This window comes from Brevibacillus sp. JNUCC-41, from assembly GCF_014844095.1.
GTDB lineage: Bacteria > Bacillota > Bacilli > Bacillales > DSM-1321 > Peribacillus > Peribacillus aracenensis.
The window spans coordinates 4,948,078-4,973,045 of record NZ_CP062163.1 but is presented as its reverse complement, the minus strand read 5'-3'; the positions used below and the strand labels follow the sequence as shown (position 1 = coordinate 4,973,045).

Annotated in this window: 24 protein-coding genes and 2 riboswitches; of the genes, 19 read left to right on the top strand and 5 right to left on the bottom strand. The window is 40.4% G+C overall.

The genetic code is table 11. The features are described 5' to 3' along the window. The first annotated feature begins 4 nt into the window (after positions 1 to 4). From JNUCC41_RS23985 to JNUCC41_RS23965, 5 genes are all read left to right on the top strand, one after another. On the top strand, positions 5 to 1,276 hold the full coding sequence (locus JNUCC41_RS23985) for a peptidase (protein ID WP_192205171.1): 1,272 nt from the start codon (positions 5 to 7) through the stop codon (positions 1,274 to 1,276). Between the two features lie 78 nt (positions 1,277 to 1,354). After that, on the top strand, positions 1,355 to 2,203 hold the full coding sequence (ablB, locus tag JNUCC41_RS23980) for a putative beta-lysine N-acetyltransferase (RefSeq protein ID WP_192205170.1): 849 nt from the start codon (positions 1,355 to 1,357) through the stop codon (positions 2,201 to 2,203). Positions 2,204 to 2,285: 82 nt separating this feature from the next. Then, positions 2,286 to 3,665, top strand: coding sequence for a sigma-54 interaction domain-containing protein (locus JNUCC41_RS23975; RefSeq protein ID WP_228467438.1), 1,380 nt, complete (start codon positions 2,286 to 2,288; stop codon positions 3,663 to 3,665). Between the two features lie 118 nt (positions 3,666 to 3,783). Further along, positions 3,784 to 5,187, top strand: a complete 1,404-nt coding sequence (ablA, locus tag JNUCC41_RS23970; RefSeq protein WP_192205169.1) for a lysine 2,3-aminomutase — start codon at positions 3,784 to 3,786, stop codon at positions 5,185 to 5,187. 1 nt (position 5,188) lies between these two features. Continuing rightward, the gene (locus JNUCC41_RS23965) at positions 5,189 to 5,470 is read left to right on the top strand and encodes a YokU family protein (protein ID WP_192205168.1); all 282 of its coding nucleotides are present in this window, start codon (positions 5,189 to 5,191) and stop codon (positions 5,468 to 5,470) included. A gap of 211 nt (positions 5,471 to 5,681) precedes the next feature. On the opposite strand, the gene JNUCC41_RS26970 is transcribed toward JNUCC41_RS23965, so the two are convergent. Continuing rightward, complete coding sequence (locus tag JNUCC41_RS26970) at positions 5,682 to 6,080, bottom strand: APC family permease (protein WP_228467437.1); 399 nt, start codon at positions 6,078 to 6,080, stop codon at positions 5,682 to 5,684. Between the two features lie 187 nt (positions 6,081 to 6,267). Beyond that, a complete protein-coding gene (locus JNUCC41_RS27195; protein ID WP_286182211.1) occupies positions 6,268 to 6,399 on the bottom strand; it encodes a hypothetical protein in 132 nt (43 codons plus the stop codon). 195 nt (positions 6,400 to 6,594) lie between these two features. On the opposite strand from JNUCC41_RS27195, the gene qoxA reads away from it, so the two are divergent. From qoxA to JNUCC41_RS23900, 12 genes are all read left to right on the top strand, one after another. Further along, positions 6,595 to 7,536, top strand: coding sequence for a cytochrome aa3 quinol oxidase subunit II (qoxA, locus tag JNUCC41_RS23955; protein WP_192205167.1), 942 nt, complete (start codon positions 6,595 to 6,597; stop codon positions 7,534 to 7,536). 50 nt (positions 7,537 to 7,586) lie between these two features. Beyond that, the gene (gene qoxB, locus JNUCC41_RS23950; protein WP_192205166.1) at positions 7,587 to 9,542 is read left to right on the top strand and encodes a cytochrome aa3 quinol oxidase subunit I; all 1,956 of its coding nucleotides are present in this window, start codon (positions 7,587 to 7,589) and stop codon (positions 9,540 to 9,542) included. After that, positions 9,533 to 10,129: a cytochrome aa3 quinol oxidase subunit III gene (qoxC, locus tag JNUCC41_RS23945; protein WP_098369342.1), complete on the top strand. Its 597-nt coding sequence runs from the start codon at positions 9,533 to 9,535 to the stop codon at positions 10,127 to 10,129. The genes qoxB and qoxC overlap by 10 nt, the downstream gene beginning before the upstream one ends. 2 nt (positions 10,130 to 10,131) lie before the next feature. Then, the gene (gene qoxD, locus JNUCC41_RS23940) at positions 10,132 to 10,416 is read left to right on the top strand and encodes a cytochrome aa3 quinol oxidase subunit IV (protein ID WP_192205165.1); all 285 of its coding nucleotides are present in this window, start codon (positions 10,132 to 10,134) and stop codon (positions 10,414 to 10,416) included. Positions 10,417 to 10,553: 137 nt separating this feature from the next. After that, a complete protein-coding gene (locus JNUCC41_RS23935) occupies positions 10,554 to 10,772 on the top strand; it encodes a hypothetical protein (protein ID WP_192205164.1) in 219 nt (72 codons plus the stop codon). A gap of 901 nt (positions 10,773 to 11,673) precedes the next feature. Continuing rightward, positions 11,674 to 11,916: a YozE family protein gene (locus JNUCC41_RS23930; protein WP_192205163.1), complete on the top strand. Its 243-nt coding sequence runs from the start codon at positions 11,674 to 11,676 to the stop codon at positions 11,914 to 11,916. 14 nt (positions 11,917 to 11,930) lie between these two features. Beyond that, positions 11,931 to 13,697, top strand: coding sequence for an ATP-binding protein (locus JNUCC41_RS23925; RefSeq protein ID WP_192205162.1), 1,767 nt, complete (start codon positions 11,931 to 11,933; stop codon positions 13,695 to 13,697). A 135-nt stretch (positions 13,698 to 13,832) separates the two neighbouring features. After that, complete coding sequence (locus JNUCC41_RS23920) at positions 13,833 to 14,540, top strand: hypothetical protein (RefSeq protein ID WP_192205161.1); 708 nt, start codon at positions 13,833 to 13,835, stop codon at positions 14,538 to 14,540. Positions 14,541 to 14,718: 178 nt separating this feature from the next. Beyond that, positions 14,719 to 14,889, top strand: coding sequence for a YozD family protein (locus JNUCC41_RS23915; RefSeq protein WP_192205160.1), 171 nt, complete (start codon positions 14,719 to 14,721; stop codon positions 14,887 to 14,889). Positions 14,890 to 15,121: 232 nt separating this feature from the next. After that, on the top strand, positions 15,122 to 15,826 hold the full coding sequence (deoD, locus tag JNUCC41_RS23910) for a purine-nucleoside phosphorylase (RefSeq protein WP_076366058.1): 705 nt from the start codon (positions 15,122 to 15,124) through the stop codon (positions 15,824 to 15,826). A gap of 271 nt (positions 15,827 to 16,097) precedes the next feature. Continuing rightward, entirely contained in the window at positions 16,098 to 17,555 is a 1,458-nt protein-coding gene (locus JNUCC41_RS23905) for a lmo1851 family serine protease (protein ID WP_228467436.1), read from the top strand. A 116-nt stretch (positions 17,556 to 17,671) separates the two neighbouring features. Continuing rightward, entirely contained in the window at positions 17,672 to 18,559 is an 888-nt protein-coding gene (locus tag JNUCC41_RS23900) for an LCP family protein (protein WP_192205158.1), read from the top strand. Between the two features lie 158 nt (positions 18,560 to 18,717). On the opposite strand, the gene mtnA is transcribed toward JNUCC41_RS23900, so the two are convergent. The 3 genes from mtnA to JNUCC41_RS23885 form a co-directional block, all read right to left on the bottom strand. Continuing rightward, positions 18,718 to 19,764, bottom strand: a complete 1,047-nt coding sequence (gene mtnA, locus JNUCC41_RS23895; protein ID WP_192205157.1) for an S-methyl-5-thioribose-1-phosphate isomerase — start codon at positions 19,762 to 19,764, stop codon at positions 18,718 to 18,720. Between the two features lie 14 nt (positions 19,765 to 19,778). After that, positions 19,779 to 20,981, bottom strand: coding sequence for an S-methyl-5-thioribose kinase (gene mtnK, locus JNUCC41_RS23890; protein ID WP_192205156.1), 1,203 nt, complete (start codon positions 20,979 to 20,981; stop codon positions 19,779 to 19,781). Between the two features lie 80 nt (positions 20,982 to 21,061). Continuing rightward, a riboswitch (SAM riboswitch) is annotated at positions 21,062 to 21,215 on the bottom strand. Positions 21,216 to 21,286: 71 nt separating this feature from the next. Then, positions 21,287 to 22,069: a carbon-nitrogen family hydrolase gene (locus tag JNUCC41_RS23885; protein WP_192205155.1), complete on the bottom strand. Its 783-nt coding sequence runs from the start codon at positions 22,067 to 22,069 to the stop codon at positions 21,287 to 21,289. A 99-nt stretch (positions 22,070 to 22,168) separates the two neighbouring features. On the opposite strand from JNUCC41_RS23885, the gene JNUCC41_RS23880 reads away from it, so the two are divergent. Together JNUCC41_RS23880 and mtnW are read left to right on the top strand one after the other, a co-directional pair. Beyond that, positions 22,169 to 23,341 carry a pyridoxal phosphate-dependent aminotransferase gene (locus tag JNUCC41_RS23880; protein WP_286182210.1) on the top strand — a complete coding sequence of 391 codons (1,173 nt, stop codon included), beginning with the start codon at positions 22,169 to 22,171 and terminating at the stop codon, positions 23,339 to 23,341. Between the two features lie 133 nt (positions 23,342 to 23,474). Beyond that, a riboswitch (SAM riboswitch) is annotated at positions 23,475 to 23,625 on the top strand. Positions 23,626 to 23,730: 105 nt separating this feature from the next. Next, positions 23,731 to 24,963 carry a 2,3-diketo-5-methylthiopentyl-1-phosphate enolase gene (gene mtnW, locus JNUCC41_RS23875; RefSeq protein ID WP_192205154.1) on the top strand — a complete coding sequence of 411 codons (1,233 nt, stop codon included), beginning with the start codon at positions 23,731 to 23,733 and terminating at the stop codon, positions 24,961 to 24,963. The last annotated feature ends 5 nt before the right edge of the window (positions 24,964 to 24,968 follow it).

Below are 24,968 nucleotides of genomic sequence, written 5' to 3'. Positions count from 1 at the left end.
GAGAATGGATATGTATGAGGAAAAAATAAGAACATGGTTAAAGGAACATCGGCTGAATGGGGTTCAGCTTTTGCAAAAACTGGTTCAGGAACCGAGCAAAAGGGGGCAAGAAGGAAGTGCACAAGCAATAGTGGTTGAGAAGTGCAGACAACTTGGACTAGAAATTGATCTTTGGGAAATCGGGGATGAACACTTAAGAAAACATCCCCATTTTTATTGCGACCGCAGGGATTTTAAAGGAAATCCGAACCTTGTGGCTATTAAAAGAGGAACAGGCAATGGGAAATCCCTTATTTTAAACGGGCATATTGATGTAGTTCCTGAAGGAGATCATGCAGCATGGCACGATGAACCATATAGCGGCAAGTTGATAGACGGGAAAGTTTTCGGGCGGGGAACGACGGATATGAAAGGCGGCAATGTATCTTTATTGCTCGCAATCGAAGCGATTGTCGAATCTGGAATCCAATTGAAGGGAGATGTCATATTCCAGAGTGTGATTGAAGAAGAAAGCGGTGGTGCCGGCACACTTGCGGCAGTCATACGGGGGTACAAAGCTGATGGTGCAATCATTCCGGAGCCTACAAATATGAAACTATTCCCTTTACAACAAGGTTCGATGTGGTTTCGACTGAGAATAAAAGGCAAGTCTGCACATGGAGGCACGAGGTATGAAGGAGTCAGTGCAATAGATAAAGCGGTTGGTGTAATGAATGAAATCAAGTTGCTTGAACAAGAACGAAATGAGTCACTCCGTCATTCACTCTATAAAAATGTCCCTATCCCGATTCCAATTAACATAGGTAGCATTCAAAGCGGGAACTGGCCTTCCTCCGTGCCGGATACAGCCGTTCTAGAAGGTAGATTCGGCATCGCCCCGACAGAAACCATGGAAGAGGCACAAAAGTCGCTGAAGGAGCGGATAGATGCTTTAAACCGGACTGATGCATGGTTCAAAGAAAAACCTATTGAATTAGAATGGTTTGGGGCCAGATGGCTGCCTGGCAATCTCGAAATAAATCACCCGCTTATGAAGACAATTGGCACATACTATGAAAAAGTGGTAGGGGAAGAACCGCTTGTCGAAGCGTCCCCTTGGGCGACGGATGGAGGGTATCTTTCATCGGTTGGCTCTACCCCAGTAGTTGTGTTTGGACCAGGGGAAACAAAGATGGCCCATGATTCGAACGAATATATAGAGGTGGACAAAATGATCGAGGTAGCGGAAATCATCGCATTGACCATTATTGAATGGTGTGGGGTGGAACAGGAATAATCATTTTTCCCAAGGTCTGATTCCAGGAAGGGTCAGACCTTACGCAACAATTTTCGAAGCTGTGAAAGGAGCGGACAAATGGAGGCTAAAATCATTGAAAAAAGAATTCAAAAGCCAAGGTGCACCATACATATTACGATCGACCATTTTAATAAGCGAATCAGGGTTGATGATTATCTAGGTCATTTTCAAGATTGTTTGGAGGAATCTTTGAAGGTGGCTAAAGGCGTATCAGCAGAAAAAATCATCTTCAAATCACGCAGGGAAAACGTTATGGCATTGCTTGCTCAAGGCTTTCTATATGAAGGAAGCATCGATAAATTCTTCTTGGGAAGCGATTGTTTCTTCCTTGTTAAATATAACCGGAATGAAAGGCGCAACAGTGCAGAGTGGGAGAAGGAAGATCAAATCCTTACCGATGTTCAGAGCCTGCCGGCAAAATCCGGTCTGGATGATCCGCCGTCAGCCTATCAAGGCCGTAAAGCAGAAGTTACCGATGCACTTCAGCTGGCCCAATTGTATGGTAAGGTTTTCGAAGTGTATCCCACACCGATGAATGATCCGGTATATGTAGAAAAGTGCATGGAAATGGGAACGGTTTTTTATGTTTTTGTCCATGAAGGGAGGATCGTCAGTGCTGCGTCCGCAGAAATTAATTCCTTTTACCATAATGCAGAAATCACCGATTGTGCGACATTGCCGGAACACCGGCAGTACGGCTTGATGAAACACTTGATTTCCGCGCTTGAAGACTATCTTATTTCACATGGCATTTATTGTATCTATTCGATTGCCAGGTCGCTCTCATTCGGCATGAATGCTGCATTGCATCAGCATGGTTACTCGTACCGCGGACGTTTGGCTAATAATTGTTATATCTTCGATAAACTGGAAGATATGAACCTTTGGGTGAAAAACTTAACTTGAATGCTCATTTTTAGGCGGTTGATGACAAGTTTTTGGCATTTCCTCATATACATTTAGCAAGAAGGGCTTGAGGGGGGATATTTTGCCAAGTGAATTTTTTAATACAAGTGAAGTGTTGGAAGCGATATTAGAAACCATTGATGAAGGCATTCATGTGATAGATCCAAAAGGAATGACCATCTTTTATAACGGAGTGGCAGCCAATCATGATGGGATGAAAAGAAGTGAGGTCATTGGGAAACCGTTGCTTGAGGCCTTTCCTTCTTTGAATCACAAATCATCGACCTTACTCCGGGTCATTAAATCTGAAAAACCAATCTACAACTATAGTCAATCGTATGTAAATGCACATGGACGAATCATAGAGACGCTAAATACGACGCTCCCCATATATGTTGATGGGTTTATGATAGGTGCAATAGAAATTGCCAAGGATTATTCAAGCTTGAAGCAATTATCTGAAAGGTTAGCTGATCTGGAAAGCTCGCTCAAGACGATCAAAAGTCCTGAAAGGAAAATGCCTGCAAACGGCGGATTGTATTCTTTTGCGGAAATCCTGACAAAAGATAATGGGTTTAAAGGATTGATAGCACAAGGTAAAAAGGCTGCCCGCTCCTCCTCATCGGTATTGGTTTATGGGGAAAGCGGTGTAGGAAAAGAGCTTTTTGTTCAAAGCATCCACCAAGATTCGAGCCGCAGTAAAGAACCTTTCATAGCGCAAAATTGTGCTGCCCTACCAGAAAGTTTATTGGAATCGCTTCTATTCGGTACGGCAAAAGGAAGCTACACTGGTGCTGTTGAACGTCAGGGATTGTTTGAATTAGCAAACGGCGGAACTTTGTTTTTGGATGAATTGCAATCGATGCCGATTGACTTGCAGGCAAAGCTTCTGCGTGTGCTAGAAGATGGGTTCATCAGGAGGATAGGCGGCACAAAGAGTGTACAGGTGGATGTCAGGATCATGGCAGCGATGAATATGGATCCGAAAAAGGAGGTATCGGAAAACAGGCTAAGGCCGGATTTGTTTTACCGATTGAACGTATTGAGCTACGAGCTGCCTCCGTTAAGGGAGCGGATTGATGATATAGAGCTTCTTTCTCAACATTTCATCTCCACATTTAACAGTAAATTAGGACTGTCGATAAAAGGCATGGATGAGAAGACTAAGGCTTTTTTTCGGAAATATCATTGGCCTGGAAACGTAAGGGAGCTTAAACATACGATAGAGTTCATGATGAACCATACGGAGAATGATGTTTTGAATCTTGAAGATTTGCCCCAATTTTTAAAAAAGCCCACCCCATCAGAAAAAATCCTTCCGCTTCGTGAGGCCATGATTGAGATGGAAACAAAATTGATCACCGAGGCGCTACTTCAAACGAACGGTAATGTTTTCCAGGCATCGAAACTATTGCAAATTCCAAGACAGACCTTGCAATATAAAATAAAAAGGCATATTTGAATGGAAAAAACCGGATGCACCCAGCAGTCCGGTTTTTTTTATGGGCATTCGAATTTTCGGGTCATTTTGGCACCCTTCTTGCATTTAATACTACTATCATAACTCAGGAGGTATAACCATGTTATTTGACTTATATAAGCCAGATCGAAATTGGAAAGATATAGAACTTTGGAAAGATGTAACCGAAGAACAATGGAACAACTGGCTGTGGCAGCTTACGAATACGATCCGGACTGTTGATGATTTGAAAAAAGTGATAAACCTGACTCCGGATGAAGAGGAAGGTGTGAGGATTTCCACAAAAACCATTCCATTGAATATCACCCCATACTATGCTTCGTTAATGAATAAAGATGACCCAAGGTGTCCAATCAGAATGCAATCGGTCCCAATCTCGGAAGAAATGCATAAAACCAAATATGACATGGAAGACCCCCTTCATGAGGATGAGGACTCTCCAGTACCGGGACTGACCCATAGATATCCGGATCGCGTTCTTTTTTTGGTGACGAATCAATGCTCCATGTACTGCCGTTATTGTACGCGAAGACGCTTTTCAGGCCAAATTGGCATGGGCGTTCCCAAAAAACAATTGGACGCTGCAATCGGTTATATACGTGACACGCCGGCAGTTCGGGATGTCCTTATTTCCGGAGGGGACGGATTATTGATTAATGACACGATCCTTGAATATATCCTCAAAAACTTAAGGGAAATTCCGCATGTTGAAATAATCAGGATAGGTACGCGGGCTCCGGTTGTTTTTCCTCAAAGAATCACTGAAAATTTATGTGCCATTTTAAAAAAATATCATCCGGTTTGGCTGAATACTCATTTCAATACCTCGATAGAAATTACCGAAGAGTCAAAGAAAGCATGTGAGATGCTTACCGATGCAGGTGTACCTGTGGGCAACCAGGCAGTTATTTTAGCGGGGATAAATGACAGTGTCGCAATCATGAAAAAGCTGATGCATGATCTTGTTAAGATCCGTGTCCGCCCTTACTATATTTATCAGTGCGATCTCTCGGAGGGCATTGGCCATTTCAGGGCGCCCATTTCAAAAGGGATTGAAATAATCGAAGGGCTCCGAGGCCATACATCCGGGTATGCTGTCCCTACCTTCGTCGTCGATGCTCCAGGAGGGGGAGGGAAGATCACACTGCAGCCGAATTATATCCTTTCACAATCTCCAACAAAAACGGTGCTGCGCAATTTTGAAGGTGTGATAACCACATATCCTGAACCTGAGCAATATACACCAGGACTTGCCGATGATTATTTCAAAGGGGTATATCCTGATATGGAAGGAAAACAGTCAGATATAGGTGTATCGGGTTTAATGAACGACAAGCAATTCAATTTAGTGCCTGAAGGGCTGAGGCGAATGAATAGACGGGAAAATTACGTGACCAACCCAGAGCATGCTTCATTGAAAAACCAACGTGTAAAGCGAGATCTGTTAAAAGAAAAGAAATTCCAGGCACAGCAAAAAAAGGGCACTCAAAAGGGGGATGAATAGCATGAAGACGTGTCCATGGTGTGAGAAAGGGAAGCTTGCATCAGTAAAGGGGACTGTGTATTGGGAACTGCCGGATGGTACGAGGGCGGTTGAAATTACTGAAACCCCTTCATCCCATTGTGAGAGTTGCGATGCCTTTTTTCAAAGTGATGAAATTGTGAACGAAATTGAAAATCAACTATTTTTAATTGATTCGAAACAGCTAGGGAAACAGACGACGTATGACGAGCTATTGAAGATGAAGCGGGTGTTAAAGCGGAATTATTTTGATTTTGGAAAATAACAAAATGATTAGAAGTTGCCTCATCTACTTTTTTGGTGAGGTTTTTCTGTGCGCCCGGAGGTGTGGTCTATATGGTGAACATCTCGAACGGTGAAGGCATTAATGGAAATTTCTTCATTGGGTATTAGGGTAGATGAAAAAGTACGTTAAAACAACTAATTTTTTTTCCAAATAGGAAGAGCAGAAATAAAAAGACCTATTGAAACAAAAATTAAGAACCCTGCGGCTGTAACAGCAACGCAGGGACAATAGATGCAATTAATCCAATCGTTGCTAGACAAAATGAAGGAAGAGGGAATTCCTTATACTTTTTTAGCATTTTAGAGAACAAAGCTGGAGCATCATCGCCATCTGCGAGGGTCACAAGGAGTGTTTTTACCCCAAATAATGAAACGGTCATTGTTGAAAAAACAGCTAAGATAATAGTTGCAGTAAATACATGTGGAAAAAAAGAAAAATGATATTTATCTAATGCCGTTACAAAAGGATTTTCCTTTTCATTAAACGCCTCAAGTGCAGCCAAATAAACTGCAAGTCCGAGTGAAATGATATAAATCACCACTAGTACTATTAACATAATGATTCCCGCTTTGGGAGCATCTTCTTTCATGGCCATAAGTCCAATTACTTTTATTCCTCAATATGCGTAAAAGGCATAGATTAAGGAAAACCAAAACCCTTTCCAATCTTCGGGAAATAGTTCATTGACTGAATTAGGAAACCCAGCGGGTTTTACATCCCCGTGAATCCATCCGAACACGGCAGCCGCTGCAAGAATAAGAAAATATAATGCTTTTTTATACCAATGGCCGATCCAAGAAAAAATCCAGTACCAATAGTGCAGCCACCCCTATTAAGGCCAATTGCAGCCATGTTAAATTTTCATCTTCACTACCCTTACTTTGACCACTAGGATTAAAAAAATCCATGCAGTATCTCCTCACATATTCAAATTCCTTTTCAAAGCAAGTAGGTATTTAGATAACCTGTTTCTCTGAACATTCCCCAAATGAATTCATACATATTCATCCCCCCCTCTAAAAGTGATTGTGAGAAATTACCACTATTAATAAACATTTTTTGGGATAACTTAGAAATAAAATCTTAAAAGAAAGGATAAATATATGAAAACAAAATGGGTTTCATTAGCCATTCTTTCTACCATAGTCAATGTGCTTTCTGGCTGTGAATCATTAGCGGTCTTAGATCCTAAAGGGCCTCAAGCCCAAACGCAAGCCAATGTGATTTGGCTATCAATTGCGATCATGGCGGTTATTGTTATTGTTGTTTGTGCTATTTTAGTCTTTGTGTTAACGAAATACCGTGACTCTAAACTACCTAAAGAATATGAACCACCCTACATTGAAGGGAATCACGTTGTTGAAACGATTATTGTTGGGGTGCCGATTTTAATCGTCATTTTCTTCTCCGTTGTTACTGTAATTTCCAACAATAAAGTGGAAGCCACTCCTGAAGGGTACAAAGGACAAGATCCATTAGTTATTTACGCTTCGTCATCTGACTGGAAGTGGCATTTTAGTTATCCAGAAAACGATATCGAGACAGTAAACTATTTGTATATTCCAACAAATCGACCACTTGAATTTAAACTTTATTCATTCGGGCCTATCACGAGTTTCTGGATTCCACAACTTGGCGGTCAAAAATATGCCATGTCTAACATGGTGACAACATTACACTTAGCAGCGGACGAATCAGGGGAAATGATGGGACGAAATGCAAACTTTAGTGGGAAAGGATTCGCTGAAAACACGTTCCACGTCGAAGCGATGTCTCAAGATAAGTTTGATGAATGGGTAAAGGAAGTTAAAGAAACTGCGAAACCTATTACTGAAGTAAGATTCAATGAATTATTAAAACCGGGTCATGAGGGACAGTTAACGTTTACTGGAAATCATTTGGACTTCTCACCAGCTCCAGAAGGTGAAAATGCTGGACATCATCATGGTTCAATTGACTCTAACGCGAATTCAAAAGGTGAACATATGGAGCATGAACATAAGTCAAGTAATAGTAAAGAAAAATCAGCACACGATCATGAATAATTTCTTAATCTATCTCAAGAAAAATATTTTCAGGAAGGAAACACAAAAGTATGGGTTTTTTCTCTAGATTTCTTATACCTAATCCTAGTCCCGTCATTTACTCATCAATGGTGGCCATTGTTGTTACTGTTCTCTTGATCATTGTTGGTTTAACCCACTTTAAAAAATGGTTTTATTTATGGAGTGGCTGGCTAACAACTGTCGATCATAAAAGAATAGGTATTATGTATCTAATATCTGCTTTGTTGATGCTATTTCGTGGTGGGGTAGATGCTGTGATGATGCGTGCGCAACTTGCCGTACCGGATAACAAATTATTAGATTCACAGCACTATAATGAAATTTTTTCAACACACGGGGTTGTGATGATTATCTTTATGGCGATGCCATACATTATGGCCTTAATGAATTTCGTAGTGCCATTACAAATTGGAGCGCGTGATGTAGCATTCCCACGTCTAAACGCCATAAGTTTCTGGTTATTTTTTATGGGTGCGATGCTATTCAACATCTCGTTTGTAATTGGTGGTTCGCCTGATGCAGGGTGGTCATCTTATTTCCCGCTTGCAGGAAATGAATTTAGCCCGCATGTTGGAACGAATTATTATATGATTGGTATTCAAATAGCCGGAATAGGTACATTAATGACGGGGATTAACTTTTTGACGACTATTCTTAAAATGAGAGCACCCGGTATGACATTAATGAAAATGCCAATGTTTACATGGTCTTCTTTAGTCACAAGCGTTATTATCATTTTTGCATTCCCTGTATTAACAGTGGCGCTGATCATGGGAACAATGGATCGACTATTCGCAACCAAGTTTTTCACAATAACTGATGGCGGTATGGATATGCTTTGGGCTAACCTGTTCTGGGTTTGGGGACATCCTGAGGTATATATCTTAATCTTGCCTGCATTTGGTCTTTTTAGTGAGATTATCCCAACCTTTTCGCGACGTAACCTATATGGCTATCGATCAATGGTTGCTTCAATGGTATTTATCTCTATATATTCATTCTTCGTCTGGACGCACCATTTCTTTACGATGGGGCAAGCAGCATATGTTAATAGTATTTTCTCGATTACAACGATGGTAATTGCTATTCCAACTGGAATCAAGATCTTTAACTGGTTGTTCACGATGTGGAAAGGTAGAATCCGATTTACCGTACCTATGCTTTATTCAATAGGTTTCATACCTCTTTTTACAATCGGTGGAGTTACCGGGGTTATGCTTGCGATGTCAGCGGCGGATTATCAATACCATAATACAATGTTTTTAGTAGCTCACTTCCACAATGTCATCATTCCGGGTGTTGTATTTGCTGTACTTGGTGCCGGAACTTACTACTGGCCGAAAATGTTTGGTTTCATGTTGAATGAAAGGATTGGGAAATGGGCGTTCTGGTTTCTAACCATTGGTTTTTGCTTAGCATTCTTCCCTATGTATATCACTGGTTTAGATGGTCAAGCACGTCGTATATACACATACTCTGAATCGACTGGATTTGGACCATTGAATATGATTTCGTTTATCGGGGCAGCTTTTATGGCAATCAGCTTTGTATTAATCGTATATACGATTTACTATAGCATTCGCCATGCTCCAAAAGATGTTGGTGATGATCCGTGGGATGCACGTTCCCTTGAATGGGCTACTCATAATCCAGTACCAGAATATAACTTTGCTATTATTCCACAAGTGAACTCAAGGGAAACGTTTTGGGATGCTAAATATAAAGGTCATGAATTATTCAAGGGTGAGTATGAAAAAATTCATATGCCCAATAACAGCGGCGTACCGTTTATCATGTCCTGTATCTTCTTTGTCTTTGGATTTGCGTTAGTATTCAGCATCTGGTTTCTTGCGATTATTGGGTTAATCGGTATCTTTGTTTGCATGGCTCATCGTTCATTCGAAATAGATCATGGTCATTACATTTCTGTAGAAGAAATTAAAGAGACAGAAGCAAAATTTGGGGGTGTTAATAAATGGAAATAGATCACTCGCAACCTCTTGAATATAGTACGGAACAAAATCGTCTAAATATTTTAGGCTTCTGGATTTTCCTTGGAGCCGAAATTATGCTTTTTGCAACACTCTTTGCATCATATTTTACATTAGTTGATCGTACGGGTAACGGTCCTACTGGAGCAGAAATTTTTGAAATCACTCCAGTACTTGCTGAAACATTCTTGCTCTTAACAAGCAGTTTTGTCATCGGACTTGGAATTCATGCCATGCGACTTGGCAACAAGAAAGCCATGTTGACATTCTTCGTAATCACTCTTCTTCTTGGATTAGGATTCTTAGGATTTGAAATTACTGAGTTCATTACCTATTATCGCGAAGGAGCTACACTGCAAACTAGTGCATTTACATCGATGCTCTTTACAACATTAGGAACACATGGAGCACACGTTACATTAGGGCTTTTCTGGGGGTTATTTATTATCCTTCAAGTGAAAAAACGCGGGTTGACACCTGAAACAGCCAATAAATCCTTCATTTTCTCTCTTTACTGGCATTTCTTAGATATCGTTTGGATCTTCATCTTCACCTTTATCTACATGAAAGGAATGACATAAACATGAAGGAATTATTCCCGGCTAAACAAATATGGGGTTTTGTATTTTCATTGATTTTGACATTTGTAGCTCTCTTGGTTTACTTCTTCAATATGTCAAAAGCAACAGGCATGACGATTTTTATATTGACAGCATTCATACAAGCAGCTGTTCAACTTGTTGTATTTATGCATGCTCGTGAAACTGATGATAGCAAATCAATTTTTATGACTCTATATTGCGCTATATTACTGGCTCTAATAACTGTCTTCGGTACAATACTATGTATGGTCTGGGGTTTTTATTGATATGAAACAGCTCGGGAATCAGTAGGCGTATGATGAGTAATTGAAGTTGAAATAGGGACAATGAGCTATGAATAGCGAAAAGCTTATAATGCCCTATCGCAATATAACTGCTGATAAAATCTTTTGGAATCTAACTAATGAGTGGTAAAAGTAAAATGATTCTTTCATTTTCTAACGGAGAAATCGATTCTTTAGAGACAGATACAAGCGAATTGCTAGGGGAAATAGCCACTGAAAGTGCGGATTCAGGTGGCCATCTAAGTGAAAAAATGTTTAATAAACCATTAAGTAAAAGTAATGGAAAGGTGTTTGATGGGTGGGAAGAGTACCAAAAAGAAATTTCCTATTTCTCCTGATGCAATGAAAGCTTATCAAGAACTTCATCGTGAAAATCCTACTCGTGAGTTATATTTTCTTCATACTAATCGTAAGAACCCCAATATCATTGAGAAAAAATGGGTAGGTGTAAGGCGATAGTGAAAGGACTGGATTCTTTACAGCAAATAAAAGGAAAAAATAATATAACTAACAATAGAGTTCAATTGAAAGGAAGTAGAGATGATTATTCTTTACTTGCTTTTTCATTTATTTTTTGATTATTAAAGTGTGCTAGCAAAATAACTAAGTAGGCATTGGAACAACCATGTGTCCATTGGTCTTTTCGCATGCTTTCTTTAGAAAAGACTACTATAAAGACCACGTTCCTACCTTTGTATAGTGAGCTAATGAACATGAAAAGACTGCTGAAACGTAAATACTTTAACTTTTAGCGGCAGGTTGTATTCACGCTTCCATAAATAAAAATATCCCCTCATTTTAGACAGAACAGTGAAAACCACTATTTCTTTCTTAGATGAAGGGGTTTTTTCCCTTTTGCAAAATGAAAGCCTGCTGGATAATGAGGTTTTGAAGAAATTCCGCCATCCTTCAAGCGGCACGTCAGAACATGCTTAGCGTATTTGTTAAGGGACCTGGGCATTAGGTTAAACAAGATTGAAGCACTTCGTTTCCTATATCGAATCATGAAGAACTAAGTCGTTAAAGGAAAAAAATTCTTTAAAAGGATGTAATCAATATGGAAGGAGTACGATATCAGTGTAATTCCGTAATATAACGAATGCATTTTGTGTTGAAAAATCATGAACTTCTTAAAATGAGGAAGAAAAAACCAAATTGATTTTTAAAAAAGTGGACGGAAGCGAAAGTTTCCGATATATTAAAGCAGAAATCATAGTTATTTTAGGGGGGCTCGACATCATGAGACCATTTTATTTATATTTAATGAAATTTCGACAACCGAAGGAAATTGATGCTATCACTAAATTTGCCAATCATGCCTATGAGGATCATGGTTTCCCAAAACAATCAACAGATTATAATGAACTGAGCAGTTATTTAGAATTGAATGCAGACTATCTCGAAAGTATGTCCGTATTCGATCAAGCGTGGGAACAGTATGTCCAAATAGAAGAAGGGCTCTTATTGGGAGATCAGGAATAGGGAGGATCGGAAGGATGTTTAAAAGCCTTCAAACCCGAATTTTGCTTTTTTCTTTACTTATTGCAAGTGTGCCTCTTCTGATATTGGGAATCATATCCTATGGATCACAACGTTCCCTTCTGGAGAAGGAAGCAAGAAATGCCTTGAATGCAGGTTCACTGAATATGGTAAATGAAACATATAGCTATTTGAACGAACGGGTCAGTGATGTGAAGTTTATGAGTGCAAATTCGGTAATCATCAATCCTGGCCATTCAAGAGAAGAGAAGTCAGATGAACTAAGAAAGTTTATTGATGCAAAAGGAAATTATTACGGTGTCTTGCATTTGGATATGGAAGGCAATGTCATTGCAGATACATCAAATAAAATGATCGGGGAAAACCTCGCGAAGAGAATATGGTTCAAAGAGGCCATAGCAGGTCATGAATTCCTTTCTGACGTTTATAAAACCAGGGCATTCTCAGAACCCATAATGGTTCTAAGTGCGCCAGTATATGATGATGCAGGGGAAATGATCGGAGTCGTATCTCCAGCTTTCCGATTAAAAGGGCTTTGGGAGATGATGGAGAAAAAGGCTAATGAAATTAGCGATAAATACCCAGTGAACTTTTTCATGATCAATCAAGAAGGCATCTTGATTTCGAAAAAAGACCCGCATGGCCTCATGCAGGGTTCTGCCTTGAAAGAAATGGGATTAACGAAAGGAAAGCTGATGGAAGCTTCGTTATCGGATGATTTGTACAGTTCAGAGAATGGTGAAAAAATATATTCCATCCAGCCTGTCCATACGATTGCAGAAACGGAGAATAAATGGTTTGTTGTTGTGGGTGCTGATAAGAAACAAGTGTTTCAACCTTTGAATGACCTATTAACAAGGTACCTGACAATCTACAGCATCGTTTTAGTTTCTATCATTCTGGCTGTCTATTTACTAACAAAGACCATCGTACGGCCTGTTCAAGAACTTGTAGAAGCTACAGAGGATTTCATTGGAGGAAAGGAATTCATCATTTCCGACAAAAGAAGCTTCGAGGAAATGGAAAAATTGAACCTTGCCTTTCTAAGAATGATGGAAACGATAGAAGATCGTGAGAAGGAAATCGTCCGAACGGAAAAATTGAAATATGTTGGCCAGCTTGCTGCCGGTGTCGCCCATGAAATCAGGAACCCGTTGACGACAATAAAGGGCTTTTTCCAATTATTGAAGAGCCAGGATCATGATACAACATTAATAGAAAAATATAGTGATGTCATGCTTCATGAAGTGGATCGGGTCAATGTATTCGTGACACAACTTCTTGATTTGGCAAAACCGCATCAACTGGAATGGGAGAAATTCGATTTAAAGGATTTCCTTGAAGAAATTTTAGATACTTATACCCCCTCAAATCCGAGTTATCATGTAAGAATAATTAATGAAGTGACACAATCCATCTTTGTTTATTCTGACAGAAACCGGTTAAGGCAGGTTCTCTTGAATGTCTTGAATAATTCTTGTGAAGCCATCGAAGCAAGGGGGCAGATTGAACTGCAACAGACTTCCGTGTCCCAATATGTAAAATTAGTGATCAGCGATGATGGAAAAGGCATCAGTCCCGAGGATTTAAAAAATATCGGTATGCCCTTTTACACCACCAAACCGGATGGTAACGGATTAGGTGTGGCGACGTGTATTCAGATAATGGAGGAATTAAAAGGTAAATTCCAAATGGAGAGCGTCCGCGACGAAGGAACGAAAGTGACCCTCATCATCCCCACTACGAACCGTCTCATTAAATGAGGCGGTTTTTGGTTGGTTGCAGTGCCCTTTAAGCTAATTGAGCAAAATGCCCTCGCATTTCCATTAACCTCCATGTTTGTTTGTGCATATAATTTACTAATCAAACGATAAGGACCATATTGGGGGATGTCTCTTATGGGCAAAAAAAAACAGCCAAAATTTAAATTAGGCGATACAGTCGTAATAACAATGTATGGGACAGTCGGGAATATAACCGATGTGAAATTTCTCGATGGTGCTTATGTGTATGAAGTGAACTATAGTGAAGGCCTATATATCGAAAAAACATTGCAATCGATAAATGAATATGAAGGAGAAATCCTTTATCCAAAAGAACAGATCGATATTGAATATAAATTTTTATTAGGTGACTTGGTCCAAGTGGATGGATATGAACAGGATTATTTCAAGATTATCGGCTATCGAACGGAAATTTGGCGCTATAAGGAAAATGCCTGGGAGGATGTAATCTATGAGTTATCAAGAATCTCAGATGGTGAATGGCTTGAAGCGCATGAAGAAGAACTGACTTTGATAGCCGATGCTAAACGTGCAGATGGAATTATAAAAAAGTTGGGTCTGCTACTTCCTAAAAAGAAAAATGAGCTTGCTATCATTGCTAAACAAAACAACCCTGGTAAAGGTGAGCGAGATATGACAATGACAAAAAATGAAAAAAAGGAAATGATTGATGGACTGTTGGATTTATATAATGATTATTGTAAGCTCTACGAACATTTTGGCGATGATGAATACCGCCATATCATGAAGATTGCCCTTGCGAAAATTGAAAAAGCGGCAGAGGAAATTTATCCAGATCATAAAAAGAAGCAAACGAAGTGAAAGGTATCCCAAACTTTTAAAGGGCAATTTCCAAATTCCCTATAGAAGCTTCCATTCAAATTGAACAGAAATGGACCATGATATTTTTAGGTCCTTCATATGATTTTCCATTATGGGGTGCCTTATTGGTATATTTGACTCTACACATTCATAGACCTTTAAATAAGGGGGCGATGATTTGCGAGAAATTGAGGTTTTTATTGATACAGAAGAGATAGCGGAATTCTTTTTTCAAGAATTGATAAGACGGGGCTATCTTCCATCAGAAGCTGAAGTTGAAGATCTTGCTGACATCACATTCGAATATCTTCTAGAAAAATGCATAATTGATGAAGAAGTCGATGAGTAACCGGTCATAAGACGGTTAGCAGCTTCCTTTCCCTTAATTTTATTAACGATTAAAAAAAGACGGCGGACCTCCGCCGTTTTGTTTGCGGTTTAGAGTAAGGGTGCAATAAGTCATTTCGTGATTTCCAGTTTTTCAAGTTCTAGGATAAGGTTCAATTTTCCTAACTTGTGGTTGATATGGTATAGTAGTTTTTGAATATCATTCAACCACAAGTTAAGGAGGACATAGTCGTATGAGCGTACATATTGGGGCAAAAGAAAATGAAATTGCGGAAACGGTCTTACTACCAGGGGACCCATTGCGTGCAAAATATATTGCTGAAACATTTTTAGAGGATGCTAAACTTTATAATGAAGTTCGAAACATGTTTGGATATACAGGGACATATAAAGGGAAACGAATTTCTGTACAAGGTACTGGCATGGGTGTTCCATCCATTTCCATTTACGTGAATGAATTGATGAATAGCTATAATGTCCAGAAGCTGATTCGTGTGGGAACTGCAGGAGCGATTCAAAAAGATGTAAAAGTCAGGGATGTGATCCTTGCCATGAGTGCTTCCACTGATTCCCAAATGAACCGCATGACTTTCGGCGGGGTGGACTTTGCCCCAACAGCAGATTTCGAATTATTAAGAAAAGCTTATGACGCCGGCACGGCTAAGGGCTTGCAATTGAAGGTCGGTAATGTATTTACGGCCGATCAGTTTTATAACGATAATAGTGAATTGGAAAAATGGGCAAAATACCAAATACTTGCAATAGAAATGGAATCAGCTGCCCTATACACGCTTGCCGCTAAATTTGGCCGCCAAGCTTTATCTGTATTAACCATTTCCGATCACATTTTAACCGGTGAGGAAACGACGTCGGATGAGCGCCAGTCAACTTTTAACGAAATGGTTGAGGTGGCATTGGAAGCAGCTATCAAGGATTGATAATTGGAGGTAAATGTCAGGCGGGTTACCAGGAATAAGTGGTGCAGTATAATGACGCTTTATTCCTTGGTATCCGTATTTTTATTATGTCGGGAGCTGGCTGTTGCCCTTGGAGCTTTCTCTATATTAACGTTTGCGAAGAGGTAAAAAAATACATATGGTCATAAATTGTTATTTTTGATAACTATTATTTTTCGATTGGCATGAAAGCTGATAAAATAGGAATGAAATCGTTTATATCGTCATGAAGAATGAAAGTGGTGAGGCTTCAGTGGAAGAAGAAAATCAAAAACAGCCAAAAGAGGCAGGGAAATTCATTAAAATAAAGAAGTTTACATTCATTATGGGGATTTTCTTAGTCATATTTCTAACTGCAGGGATTACTACAATAGCCTTGACCTTTGGAGATGAAAAAGTAGAGTCATTAGCACCGGATAAACATTCGGAATTTGAAAAGCTGTATTCTACATATGATACGATAAAAGACAACTATTATGAAGAGATTGATCAAGATAAGCTGGTTGACGGGGCAATTAATGGAATGATCAAAGCATTGGATGATCCCTACTCTGCTTATATGGATAAAAAGGAAGCATCGAGTTTCCATGAGAGCATCTCTTCATCTTTTGAAGGAATCGGTGCTGAGATTCAGGAGCAGGATGGACAAATCATGGTCGTCTCACCGATAAAAGGGTCCCCAGCAGAAAAAGCAGGGGTAAAACCGAATGATATCATTTTAAGTGTCGACGGTAAAAGCGTTGAAGGACTAAGCTCTTCTGAAGCTGTCTTGAAAATCAGGGGCAAAAAGGGAACGAAAGTGAATTTATCCATCTCAAGAGCTGGTGAGCCGGAACCGATGGAACTCACCATTAAACGGGATACAATTCCGATTGAAACGGTATATGCGGAAATGCTTGATGATGGAGTTGCAAAAATTCAAGTGACCAGTTTTTCCGAACATACTGTCCAAGAGCTGAAAACGGCGCTTGAAGAAATGTCGAAGAAGGACATGAAGGGGCTCGTATTGGATTTGCGCGGAAACCCAGGGGGACTTCTTGACCAAGCAATAGAAATGGCGAGCCTGTTCATACCTAATGGGAAAGTGGTCCTTCAAGTTGAGGAGCGCAGCGGGAAAAAAGAAGTTTATAAATCGAAGAATGATGGAGAACTGAAAATCCCGGTAGTCGTGTTGATTGATGACGGAAGTGCCAGTGCTTCTGAAATCGTTGCAGCGGCTGTCAGTGAGTCTGCGGACATTCCATTGATCGGTGTCAAGTCATTTGGGAAGGGGACAGTTCAGACTGCCCAAGACTTTGAAGATGGATCTAACTTTAAATATACGGCAGCTAAATGGTTGACACCTGAAGGCAATTGGATTCATAAGAAAGGGATCAAGCCGGATATTAATGTAAAGCTTCCTGATTATGCCAGCCTTCCGTACATTTCACCTGATAAGGAATTAAAAGCATCCGATTCTTCGAGTGAAGTGAAAGCGGCTGAAGAGATGCTGAAGGAAGCAGGCCATGATCCAGGAAAGATAGATGGATTTTTTGATGAAGCAACCACAAATGCGGTCATAGAGTTCCAGAAGGAACAAAAAATTAAAGAAACTGGGACAATTAAAGATGATACTACCGTGAAATTAATGCAGGTCATCCGCGAGAAGATCCTTAAAAACGACACACAGGTGAAAAAGGCAGTAGAAGTATTAAAGAAAGAAATTAAATAAATGATTATGCACGAAAAGCCTGTCAGCGATATCGTTGGCAGGCTTTTTTGTCGTTAAATGCATAAAATTCCAGTATTAGACAGATAATAGGGATAATTTTCCGATGAGGTGAGGCAATGAAAGAAAAGGTATTCTTCATATATCTATTGATCTTGATTCTGGCAGGCTGCACTTATGCCCCTTTACCCAAACAAAATGGAAATGCAGGTACGGAAAAAAAACTTACCAAAGAAGACGACCAGGAAAGCGTGAAAACATTTCTGTTAATCGGTGTTGATACAAGGGGAGAGCAAAAATCCCGATCAGATGCGCTTATATTGGCAAAATACTTTCCTGAGCAGGAGAAACTGAAGCTGGCTTCCATCATGCGTGATAGTTATGTGAAAATGCCCGGGAATAAATCAGGATATAACAAAATAAATGCAGCTTATTATTATGGTGGAAGGGAACTGCTTAAGAAAACCATACAGGAGAATTTCGATATCAAGGTTGATCATGTAGCGGTAATCGACTTCCAGGGATTTGTGAAAATGGTCGATTTACTTGCCCCTGAGGGGGTAGCGGTGAATATAGATCAGGAAATCATTGATGATATGAGCATTCAAGCAAGTGTTGGCAAAAATGTTTTACATGGTGAGGAAATATTGAAATATGTCCGTTTTAGGCATGACGAAGAAAGTGACTTTGGAAGGGTGGAGCGTCAACAAGAAGTCATGGTTCAATTAAAAACAGCGTTCGTAAATCAAATCTCATCCTTCGAAGGGATGGCAGCCCTTCCTAGTATCATCGAACAAGGACTCTCGTACCTGGATACAGATATTGGTCTGAAAACATTAATGGAAATGGGTCCAAAAGTCGTCTTCCATACACCGGACACCGTCGAAACCTTAAGGGTTCCAGTGGAAGGAAGCTTTAAAGATGAAATATATCCCAAATCCGGAGCGGTTTTGCAAATAGATTTCACTAAAAATAAAAAGGCACTTCGGGAGTTCTTTTCAAAATAATAAGAACTATTATGGAAACAACCTTATAGTAAGTGAAAATGTTCGAATTCACTTGAATTATTGTATTATAGATCTCGTAAGAATAATCATAATCATCTATAAAAAACGAGAGGGATAAAAATCCTTCTCGTTTTTTATCACCAATAAAGGAACCTGGATCAATTAACAAAATGCGGAATGTTTTTAATGAAATCCTGTGTTATGATACCGTTTTCGGTAATGATGCTCGTAATAAGATGATTTGGTGTAACGTCAAAGGCTGGATTGAAAGTCTTCACGTTTTCCGGAGCGATCCTTACACCTTGAATGGAGGTGATTTCCGCTTCATTCCGTTCTTCGATCGGGATGGATGTGCCTGATTTGATGGAAAGGTCGAATGTGCTTGATGGTGCGGCCACATAAAAGGGGATGCCAAAGTGCTTGGCTAATATGGCCAATCCCAATGTCCCGATTTTATTGGCTGTATCTCCATTAGCCGCAATCCTGTCGGCCCCGACGATAATTCCATTTATTCGTTTCTGGTGAATTGTATGTGCAGCCATATTATCTGAAATTAAGGTGACATCAACCCCCGCTTGCATCAATTCCCAAGCCGTCAAACGCGCACCTTGCAGGACAGGCCTGGTTTCACATGCATATACTTTTAACGGAAAGTCCCTTTCTTTAGCCAGGTGGAAAGGAGCCAAGGCTGTGCCATACCGAGCTGTGGCAATTCCCCCAGCATTGCAATGGGTTAGTATGGAATCTCCTCTAGTGAATAAGGTTAAACCATGTTCCCCGATTTTCCTGCACATTTCTTCATCTTCAGCAAAGATGGCTTTAGCCTCCGATACAAGTGCTTCCTTTGCAGCTGAAATGCTTTGCGCAGCATGCAAGGTGTTCTCCATCCTCCTTAACGCCCAAAAAAGGTTTACTGCAGTTGGCCTTGAAGAGGCGAGTTTTTCAATATGCCTCGTTACATTTCTCTTGAAATCCCCTAATTCAGCGGTTGTTTCCTGTTTGGCACCAAGTGCAACACCAAATGCTGCCGTCAGTCCAATTGCTGGCGCACCGCGAACTTTTAATGTCAAAATGCTGTCATATACATCATTAACTGAATGAAGTTCAATAAATTCAGTTATGGAAGGTAGGGCTTGTTGATTTAATAATGTAATATGGGTATCATCCCAGTGTACCGAATAGGGTAAGGGTGCTAGTGTAGTCATTTGCAGGGCTCCTTTTAAATGGTTGAATAAGATGGAAGTGTACGTTGCTTCAACGCTTCAATGACAGCTTGAACATCTAATTCATCCCGTTTTTTAATTAAAAATGCACCAATTTCCAACGTTGCCGTTTTGGCAGCAATCCTTATCTCTTTATTTTCAATGACGTTTAAATCGGCAACATGGGAAAGGCCGATGGTTCGCCGAATCAGTTCACATCCGGCAAAACCGAAGGCATCTTTTTTGAATTTTGTCAGTAAGTAAGGCAGATAACCTTTCACATGGCGGAATGGGCTTTTATTTTGACCTTCCCATAAGTCGGTATAAGTTTCTTCAAAGGCATTCCAAAATTCATGAAGGTGTGTGAAAATCTCTTCCTTTCCAGCGCCATTGCGTGTGACTGCCTGGAAGAGAAGGTTGGCGGTGTATTGACCAAGGTCAAAACCAACAGGTCCATAAAAAGCGAATTCCGGATCAATAACCTTTGTTTCAGTTTCACTTGCAAATATACTTCCAGTATGTAAATCTCCATGAAGCAAGGCTTCCTGCTCGGTTTCAAAGCTTTGTTTCAGCTTAGCGACCTCAAGTATCACTTCTTGATCATTCCAGATATTTTTGGCGGCATCAGTCAATTCCACTTCGAAGTCTCCTGGGAGTTCCTCAAAAAATGGATCCGTAAAAATAAAGACCTCAGTGATTTTGCAGAGTTCTGGATTCGTGAAATGTCGGGCCACTTCCTTTTTCGCAGATGGTTCTAGATGATAATCGGATGTATAAAATGCCGTCTTCGCAACAAACTCACCAATATGCTGTGAAAGCAATGGATATGAATCGCCATCGATCAATCCTGTTCTAACGATTTTCAAGTGAGATAAATCCTCCATGACCGTGATGGCAAGCTGTTCATCCGAATAATAGACTTGCGGTACGAATTCAGGGCAATAACTTCTGAAATGAATCAGCGCATTCGCTTCAATGGCAGCCCTTTTCAATGTCAGCGGCCAGCTTTCACCAAGTACCTTGGCATAAGGGACCGCTTGTTTGATGATTATTCCTTTATTTGTGTGTGTGTCTGTAACATGAAAAACATAATTTAAGTTTCCATCGCCGATTTCTTTACACTTTAAACTTGCATCCGCATTGACCAACCTAAGTTTTTTTACAAGGCTTATAGCTGTTTCGTTTGTCAATCTCTTAAAATTTGAATGGTTTTGAGTCATTCTTTTTCCCTCCAGATTCAAAATAAGAATAAAAAAGCCTCTTTCATATATAGAAAGAGGCAGAAGTTTTGGCTTCGGACCTCTTATCTTCCAGAAAATGAATTCTGGTGGAATTAGCACCGTGCTCTGTGGATTTTATAATCCGGCGGTGAATCCGCCCCATTTCACAATGGTATTACAGTCGGTTGCTGGGCTTCATAGGGCCTTTATCCCTCAGCCTGCTCTTGATAAGAGTGAATGTTTTCTGAAATTTTAATCTTCGGGAAAATAATAACAACCTTTTGAATAGTTTGTCAATGGGTAAATTAATAAAAATCAGGGCGGCGATCTTCGAATACAGGTATTTTGTTTCGGGCATCCGTAACTTTATTGAAATCCAAGGTGCCTGTCAAGAGTTCGTTTCCTTCTCCGGCTTCACTAATGAGATTCCCCCATGGATCAATAATCAAGGAATGACCAGCAAATGTATTATTGACATCCGAACCTGAACGATTAACGGCTACAACATAGGCTTGGTTCTCGATGGCACGGCTAATCAATAAGGCTCTCCAGTGATCGAGTCTCGGCTTTGGCCATTCCGCCGTTACGAATAGAACTTCGGCACCTTGAACGGTATGGGCACGCTGCCATTCAGGGAAACGGATGTCATAACAAATGAATCCAGCACATATTTTTTCATCAAGAGTAAATAAACCATCTTTTTCTCCTGGCTGCAGGAAATGATGTTCATCCATTAACTGAAATAAGTGAAGTTTATCATATTCTTTAATGAGATTCCCATGTTTATCAATAATGATCATCGTGTTATAGATTCCCTTGCTTGTCTTTTTCGCGATGGAACCGCCTATGATGTGAATTTGGTGTTTTTGTGCCTGTGTTTTTAAAAATTCAATCGTTTTTTCTGCCTCGTGATCAGCAATCTCATTTAACCTGGTCAAGTCGTATCCTGTTGTCCAAAGCTCCGGTAAAATGACGATATCGGGTTCTGACCGTGCTGCTTTTTCCAACCATTGTTCTGCAACCTGAAAATTGATATCCGGTTGACCAAAAGCTATATCCATTTGAATACAAGCTATTTTCCATTTCATCGATTAAAACCTCCACATGTAAAAAATGCTTTACAAGACTATGATAAACATATATCATTTGTGACTAGAATTTCAAGAAATTTCAGAGAAGGTGTATAAATGGTGCAATTCGAAAAATCCGGTCAGCTTCAGGACCTGCCCAAGCAGTTTTTTGCTTCACTAGTCGCAAAAGTCAATGCAATCACGGAGCAAGGATATGATGTCATTAATTTAGGCCAGGGAAACCCTGATCAGCCGACGCCAGAACATATCGTGAAAAGTTTGCAGTCGGCCGCAGAAAAAACGATTAATCATAAATATTCGCCATTCCGGGGACATCAATATTTAAAAGATGCTGCCGCCGTCTTTTATGAACGAGAATACGGTGTCAAGCTGGATCCGAATAGTGAAGTGGCGATTCTCTTCGGGGGGAAGGCAGGTCTTGTAGAACTGCCGCAGTGTTTATTGAATCCAGGTGATACGATCCTTGTTCCAGATCCCGGCTATCCCGATTATCTTTCCGGAGTTGTTTTAGCCCGGGCAAAGACCGAACTCATGCCTCTGACAGAAGAAAATGATTTTCTTCCGAAATATGATGACATACATAAAGAAGTACTTGATAAAGCCAAAATGATGTTCTTGAACTATCCGAATAATCCCACAGGTGCTTCTGCAACTGATAGTTTCTTTGATGAAACCGTCTCCCTCGCAAAAGAGCATTCCATTTGTGTGGTCCACGATTTCGCTTATGGCGCGATCGGATTCGACGGGAAAAAACCGATAAGCTTTCTCCAATCTGAGGGAGCGAAGGATGTTGGAATAGAAATATACACACTATCGAAAACTTACAATATGGCAGGATGGAGAGTCGGCTTCGCAGTGGGGAATAAGAGTGTAATAGAAGCTCTTGAACTATTGCAAGACCATCTTTATGTGAGTCTTTTCCCGGCGATACAAGAAGCTGCGGCAAGTGCTTTGCTTGATTCGCAGAGCTGTGTAGAGAAGTTAGTGCAGATGTACGAAAGACGAAGGAATGTTTTCATTGAGGGATTGAGGGCAATCGGCTGGGATGTCAAAGCGCCTGCGGCATCGTTTTTTGCCTGGCTCAAGGTACCTAATGGTTTTACGTCAGAGAGTTTTGCAGACTATTTATTAATGCATGCCCACGTAGCTGTTGCCGCAGGGAATGGATTCGGTGAAATTGGCGAAGGTTACGTCAGGGTAGGGCTGCTGACCTCGGAAGAACGACTTGAAGAGGCTGTGGAACGAATACGTAAATTAAACTTATTTTAACGATCAATTGAGATATCCGATTTATTCACCGTTAAAATAGTTAAAACTTATTGACAAAGTAGGGATTACCTGTCAGAATACAAAATAAATTCTTAATCTTTCGATACTTGAATGCAATTTATATATCAGCGTTTTCTTATTTTGAGCAGGTGGAGGGACTAGCCCTATGAAGCCCAGCAACCGACCGTAATTCCATTGTAAAATGGGGCGGAATTCTTCGCCGGATTTCTGAAATCCACAAGGCACGGTGCTAATTCTTGCAGCCAATGGCTGGGAGATAAGAAGATGGCTTTTTAAAGCCTCTTCTTTATGAAGGGGCTTTTGCCATTTTGGGACCATTTCAGGTTAATGACATCGGGAGTTTACTAACGTGTTATAGGAGTGATCAGATGAGCGAGATAGTCGCTACTTATTTAATTCATGACTTCACTGGAAATCATGAGAAAAAAGCAGAGAGCATTGCCCTAGGTTTGACTGTCGGGACATGGACGGACCTGCCACATTTAGTCCAGAAACAACTGGAAAAACATAAGGGGCGCGTTGTATCGGTGACACCACTTTCTGAAGAAGAGAGGGCAAACAGCTACTTTAATCGTAAAGTATACCGTTCGCTTATTAAAATTACCTATCCGGCAGGGAATTTTTCCATTGATTTACCTGCAATCCTCACGACTGTCTTCGGCAAACTTTCATTGGACGGAGAAATAAAACTCATCGATCTGGATTTTGTCGGTGATATTCAAAAAGCTTTTCCCGGACCGCAATTTGGCATTGAAGGCATAAGGGAGAAGATTGGCGTATTTAACCGGCCCCTGGTAATGAGCATCTTTAAAGGTGTATTAGGAAGAGACCTGACATTCCATAACGAGCAACTGAGACAACAAGCATTAGGGGGCGTCGACCTAGTTAAAGATGATGAGATCCTCTTCGACCAGGAACTGACTCCATTTTTCGATAGAATAAAAACGGGAAAAAGAATATTGAATGAAGTCCATGAAACCACTGGCCACCGTACTTTATATGCAGTCAATCTATCAGGGAAAACATTTGAATTGCTGGATAAGGCAGAGCAGGCGGCTGAAGCAGGGGCAGATGCCTTATTGTTCAACGTTCATACATATGGTTTGGATGTATTGCAGGCCTTGAGTGAACATGATCGTATCAAGTTGCCGATCATGGCGCACCCCGCCTTTAGCGGGGCATTGGCAGCTTCATCATTTTATGGAATCGGCTATCCATTATTACTTGGTAAATTAGTAAGGTTATCAGGTGCGGATTTATCCTTGTTCCCATCCCCTTATGGAAATGTCGCACTGGAAAAAAAGGAGACCTTGGCGATTGCTGAAGCTCTGACAAAAGATGAACTTTCATGGAAAAAAGCCTTCCCTGTTCCTTCTGCAGGCATTCATCCGGGCATGGTTCCGGACCTGATCAAGGATTTTGGGCTCGATAGCGTGATTAATGCAGGAGGGGGAGTTCATGGGCACCCTGACGGAGCAAATGGCGGGGCCAAGGCTTTCCGTTCTGCTGTGGAAGCCGTTCTAGCAGGAAAGAACCTATCTGAAGCGGCTGCTGAGGAAGAAACACTAAAAAAAGCTCTTTTGTTATGGGGAGGCCTATAAGAATA

Bases quoted from the DNA above. Each gene is read 5' to 3' on its own strand.
- qoxA (WP_192205167.1), top strand. From the start codon at position 6,595: ATGAAAACAAAATGGGTTTCATTAGCCATTCTTTCTACCATAGTCAAT.
- JNUCC41_RS23930 (WP_192205163.1), top strand. From the start codon at position 11,674: ATGAGACCATTTTATTTATATTTAATGAAATTTCGACAACCGAAGGAA.
- mtnW (WP_192205154.1), top strand. From the start codon at position 23,731: ATGAGCGAGATAGTCGCTACTTATTTAATTCATGACTTCACTGGAAAT.
- qoxB (WP_192205166.1), top strand. From the start codon at position 7,587: ATGGGTTTTTTCTCTAGATTTCTTATACCTAATCCTAGTCCCGTCATT.
- qoxC (WP_098369342.1), top strand. From the start codon at position 9,533: ATGGAAATAGATCACTCGCAACCTCTTGAATATAGTACGGAACAAAAT.
- ablA (WP_192205169.1), top strand. From the start codon at position 3,784: ATGTTATTTGACTTATATAAGCCAGATCGAAATTGGAAAGATATAGAA.
- deoD (WP_076366058.1), top strand. From the start codon at position 15,122: ATGAGCGTACATATTGGGGCAAAAGAAAATGAAATTGCGGAAACGGTC.
- ablB (WP_192205170.1), top strand. From the start codon at position 1,355: ATGGAGGCTAAAATCATTGAAAAAAGAATTCAAAAGCCAAGGTGCACC.
- mtnA (WP_192205157.1), bottom strand. From the start codon at position 19,764: ATGACTACACTAGCACCCTTACCCTATTCGGTACACTGGGATGATACC.
- JNUCC41_RS23920 (WP_192205161.1), top strand. From the start codon at position 13,833: ATGGGCAAAAAAAAACAGCCAAAATTTAAATTAGGCGATACAGTCGTA.
- JNUCC41_RS23900 (WP_192205158.1), top strand. From the start codon at position 17,672: ATGAAAGAAAAGGTATTCTTCATATATCTATTGATCTTGATTCTGGCA.
- JNUCC41_RS23985 (WP_192205171.1), top strand. From the start codon at position 5: ATGGATATGTATGAGGAAAAAATAAGAACATGGTTAAAGGAACATCGG.
- JNUCC41_RS23880 (WP_286182210.1), top strand. From the start codon at position 22,169: ATGGTGCAATTCGAAAAATCCGGTCAGCTTCAGGACCTGCCCAAGCAG.
- qoxD (WP_192205165.1), top strand. From the start codon at position 10,132: ATGAAGGAATTATTCCCGGCTAAACAAATATGGGGTTTTGTATTTTCA.
- JNUCC41_RS23935 (WP_192205164.1), top strand. From the start codon at position 10,554: ATGAGTGGTAAAAGTAAAATGATTCTTTCATTTTCTAACGGAGAAATC.
- JNUCC41_RS23965 (WP_192205168.1), top strand. From the start codon at position 5,189: ATGAAGACGTGTCCATGGTGTGAGAAAGGGAAGCTTGCATCAGTAAAG.
- JNUCC41_RS23925 (WP_192205162.1), top strand. From the start codon at position 11,931: ATGTTTAAAAGCCTTCAAACCCGAATTTTGCTTTTTTCTTTACTTATT.
- mtnK (WP_192205156.1), bottom strand. From the start codon at position 20,981: ATGACTCAAAACCATTCAAATTTTAAGAGATTGACAAACGAAACAGCT.
- JNUCC41_RS26970 (WP_228467437.1), bottom strand. From the start codon at position 6,080: ATGAAAGAAGATGCTCCCAAAGCGGGAATCATTATGTTAATAGTACTA.
- JNUCC41_RS27195 (WP_286182211.1), bottom strand. From the start codon at position 6,399: ATGGATTTTTTTAATCCTAGTGGTCAAAGTAAGGGTAGTGAAGATGAA.
- JNUCC41_RS23885 (WP_192205155.1), bottom strand. From the start codon at position 22,069: ATGAAATGGAAAATAGCTTGTATTCAAATGGATATAGCTTTTGGTCAA.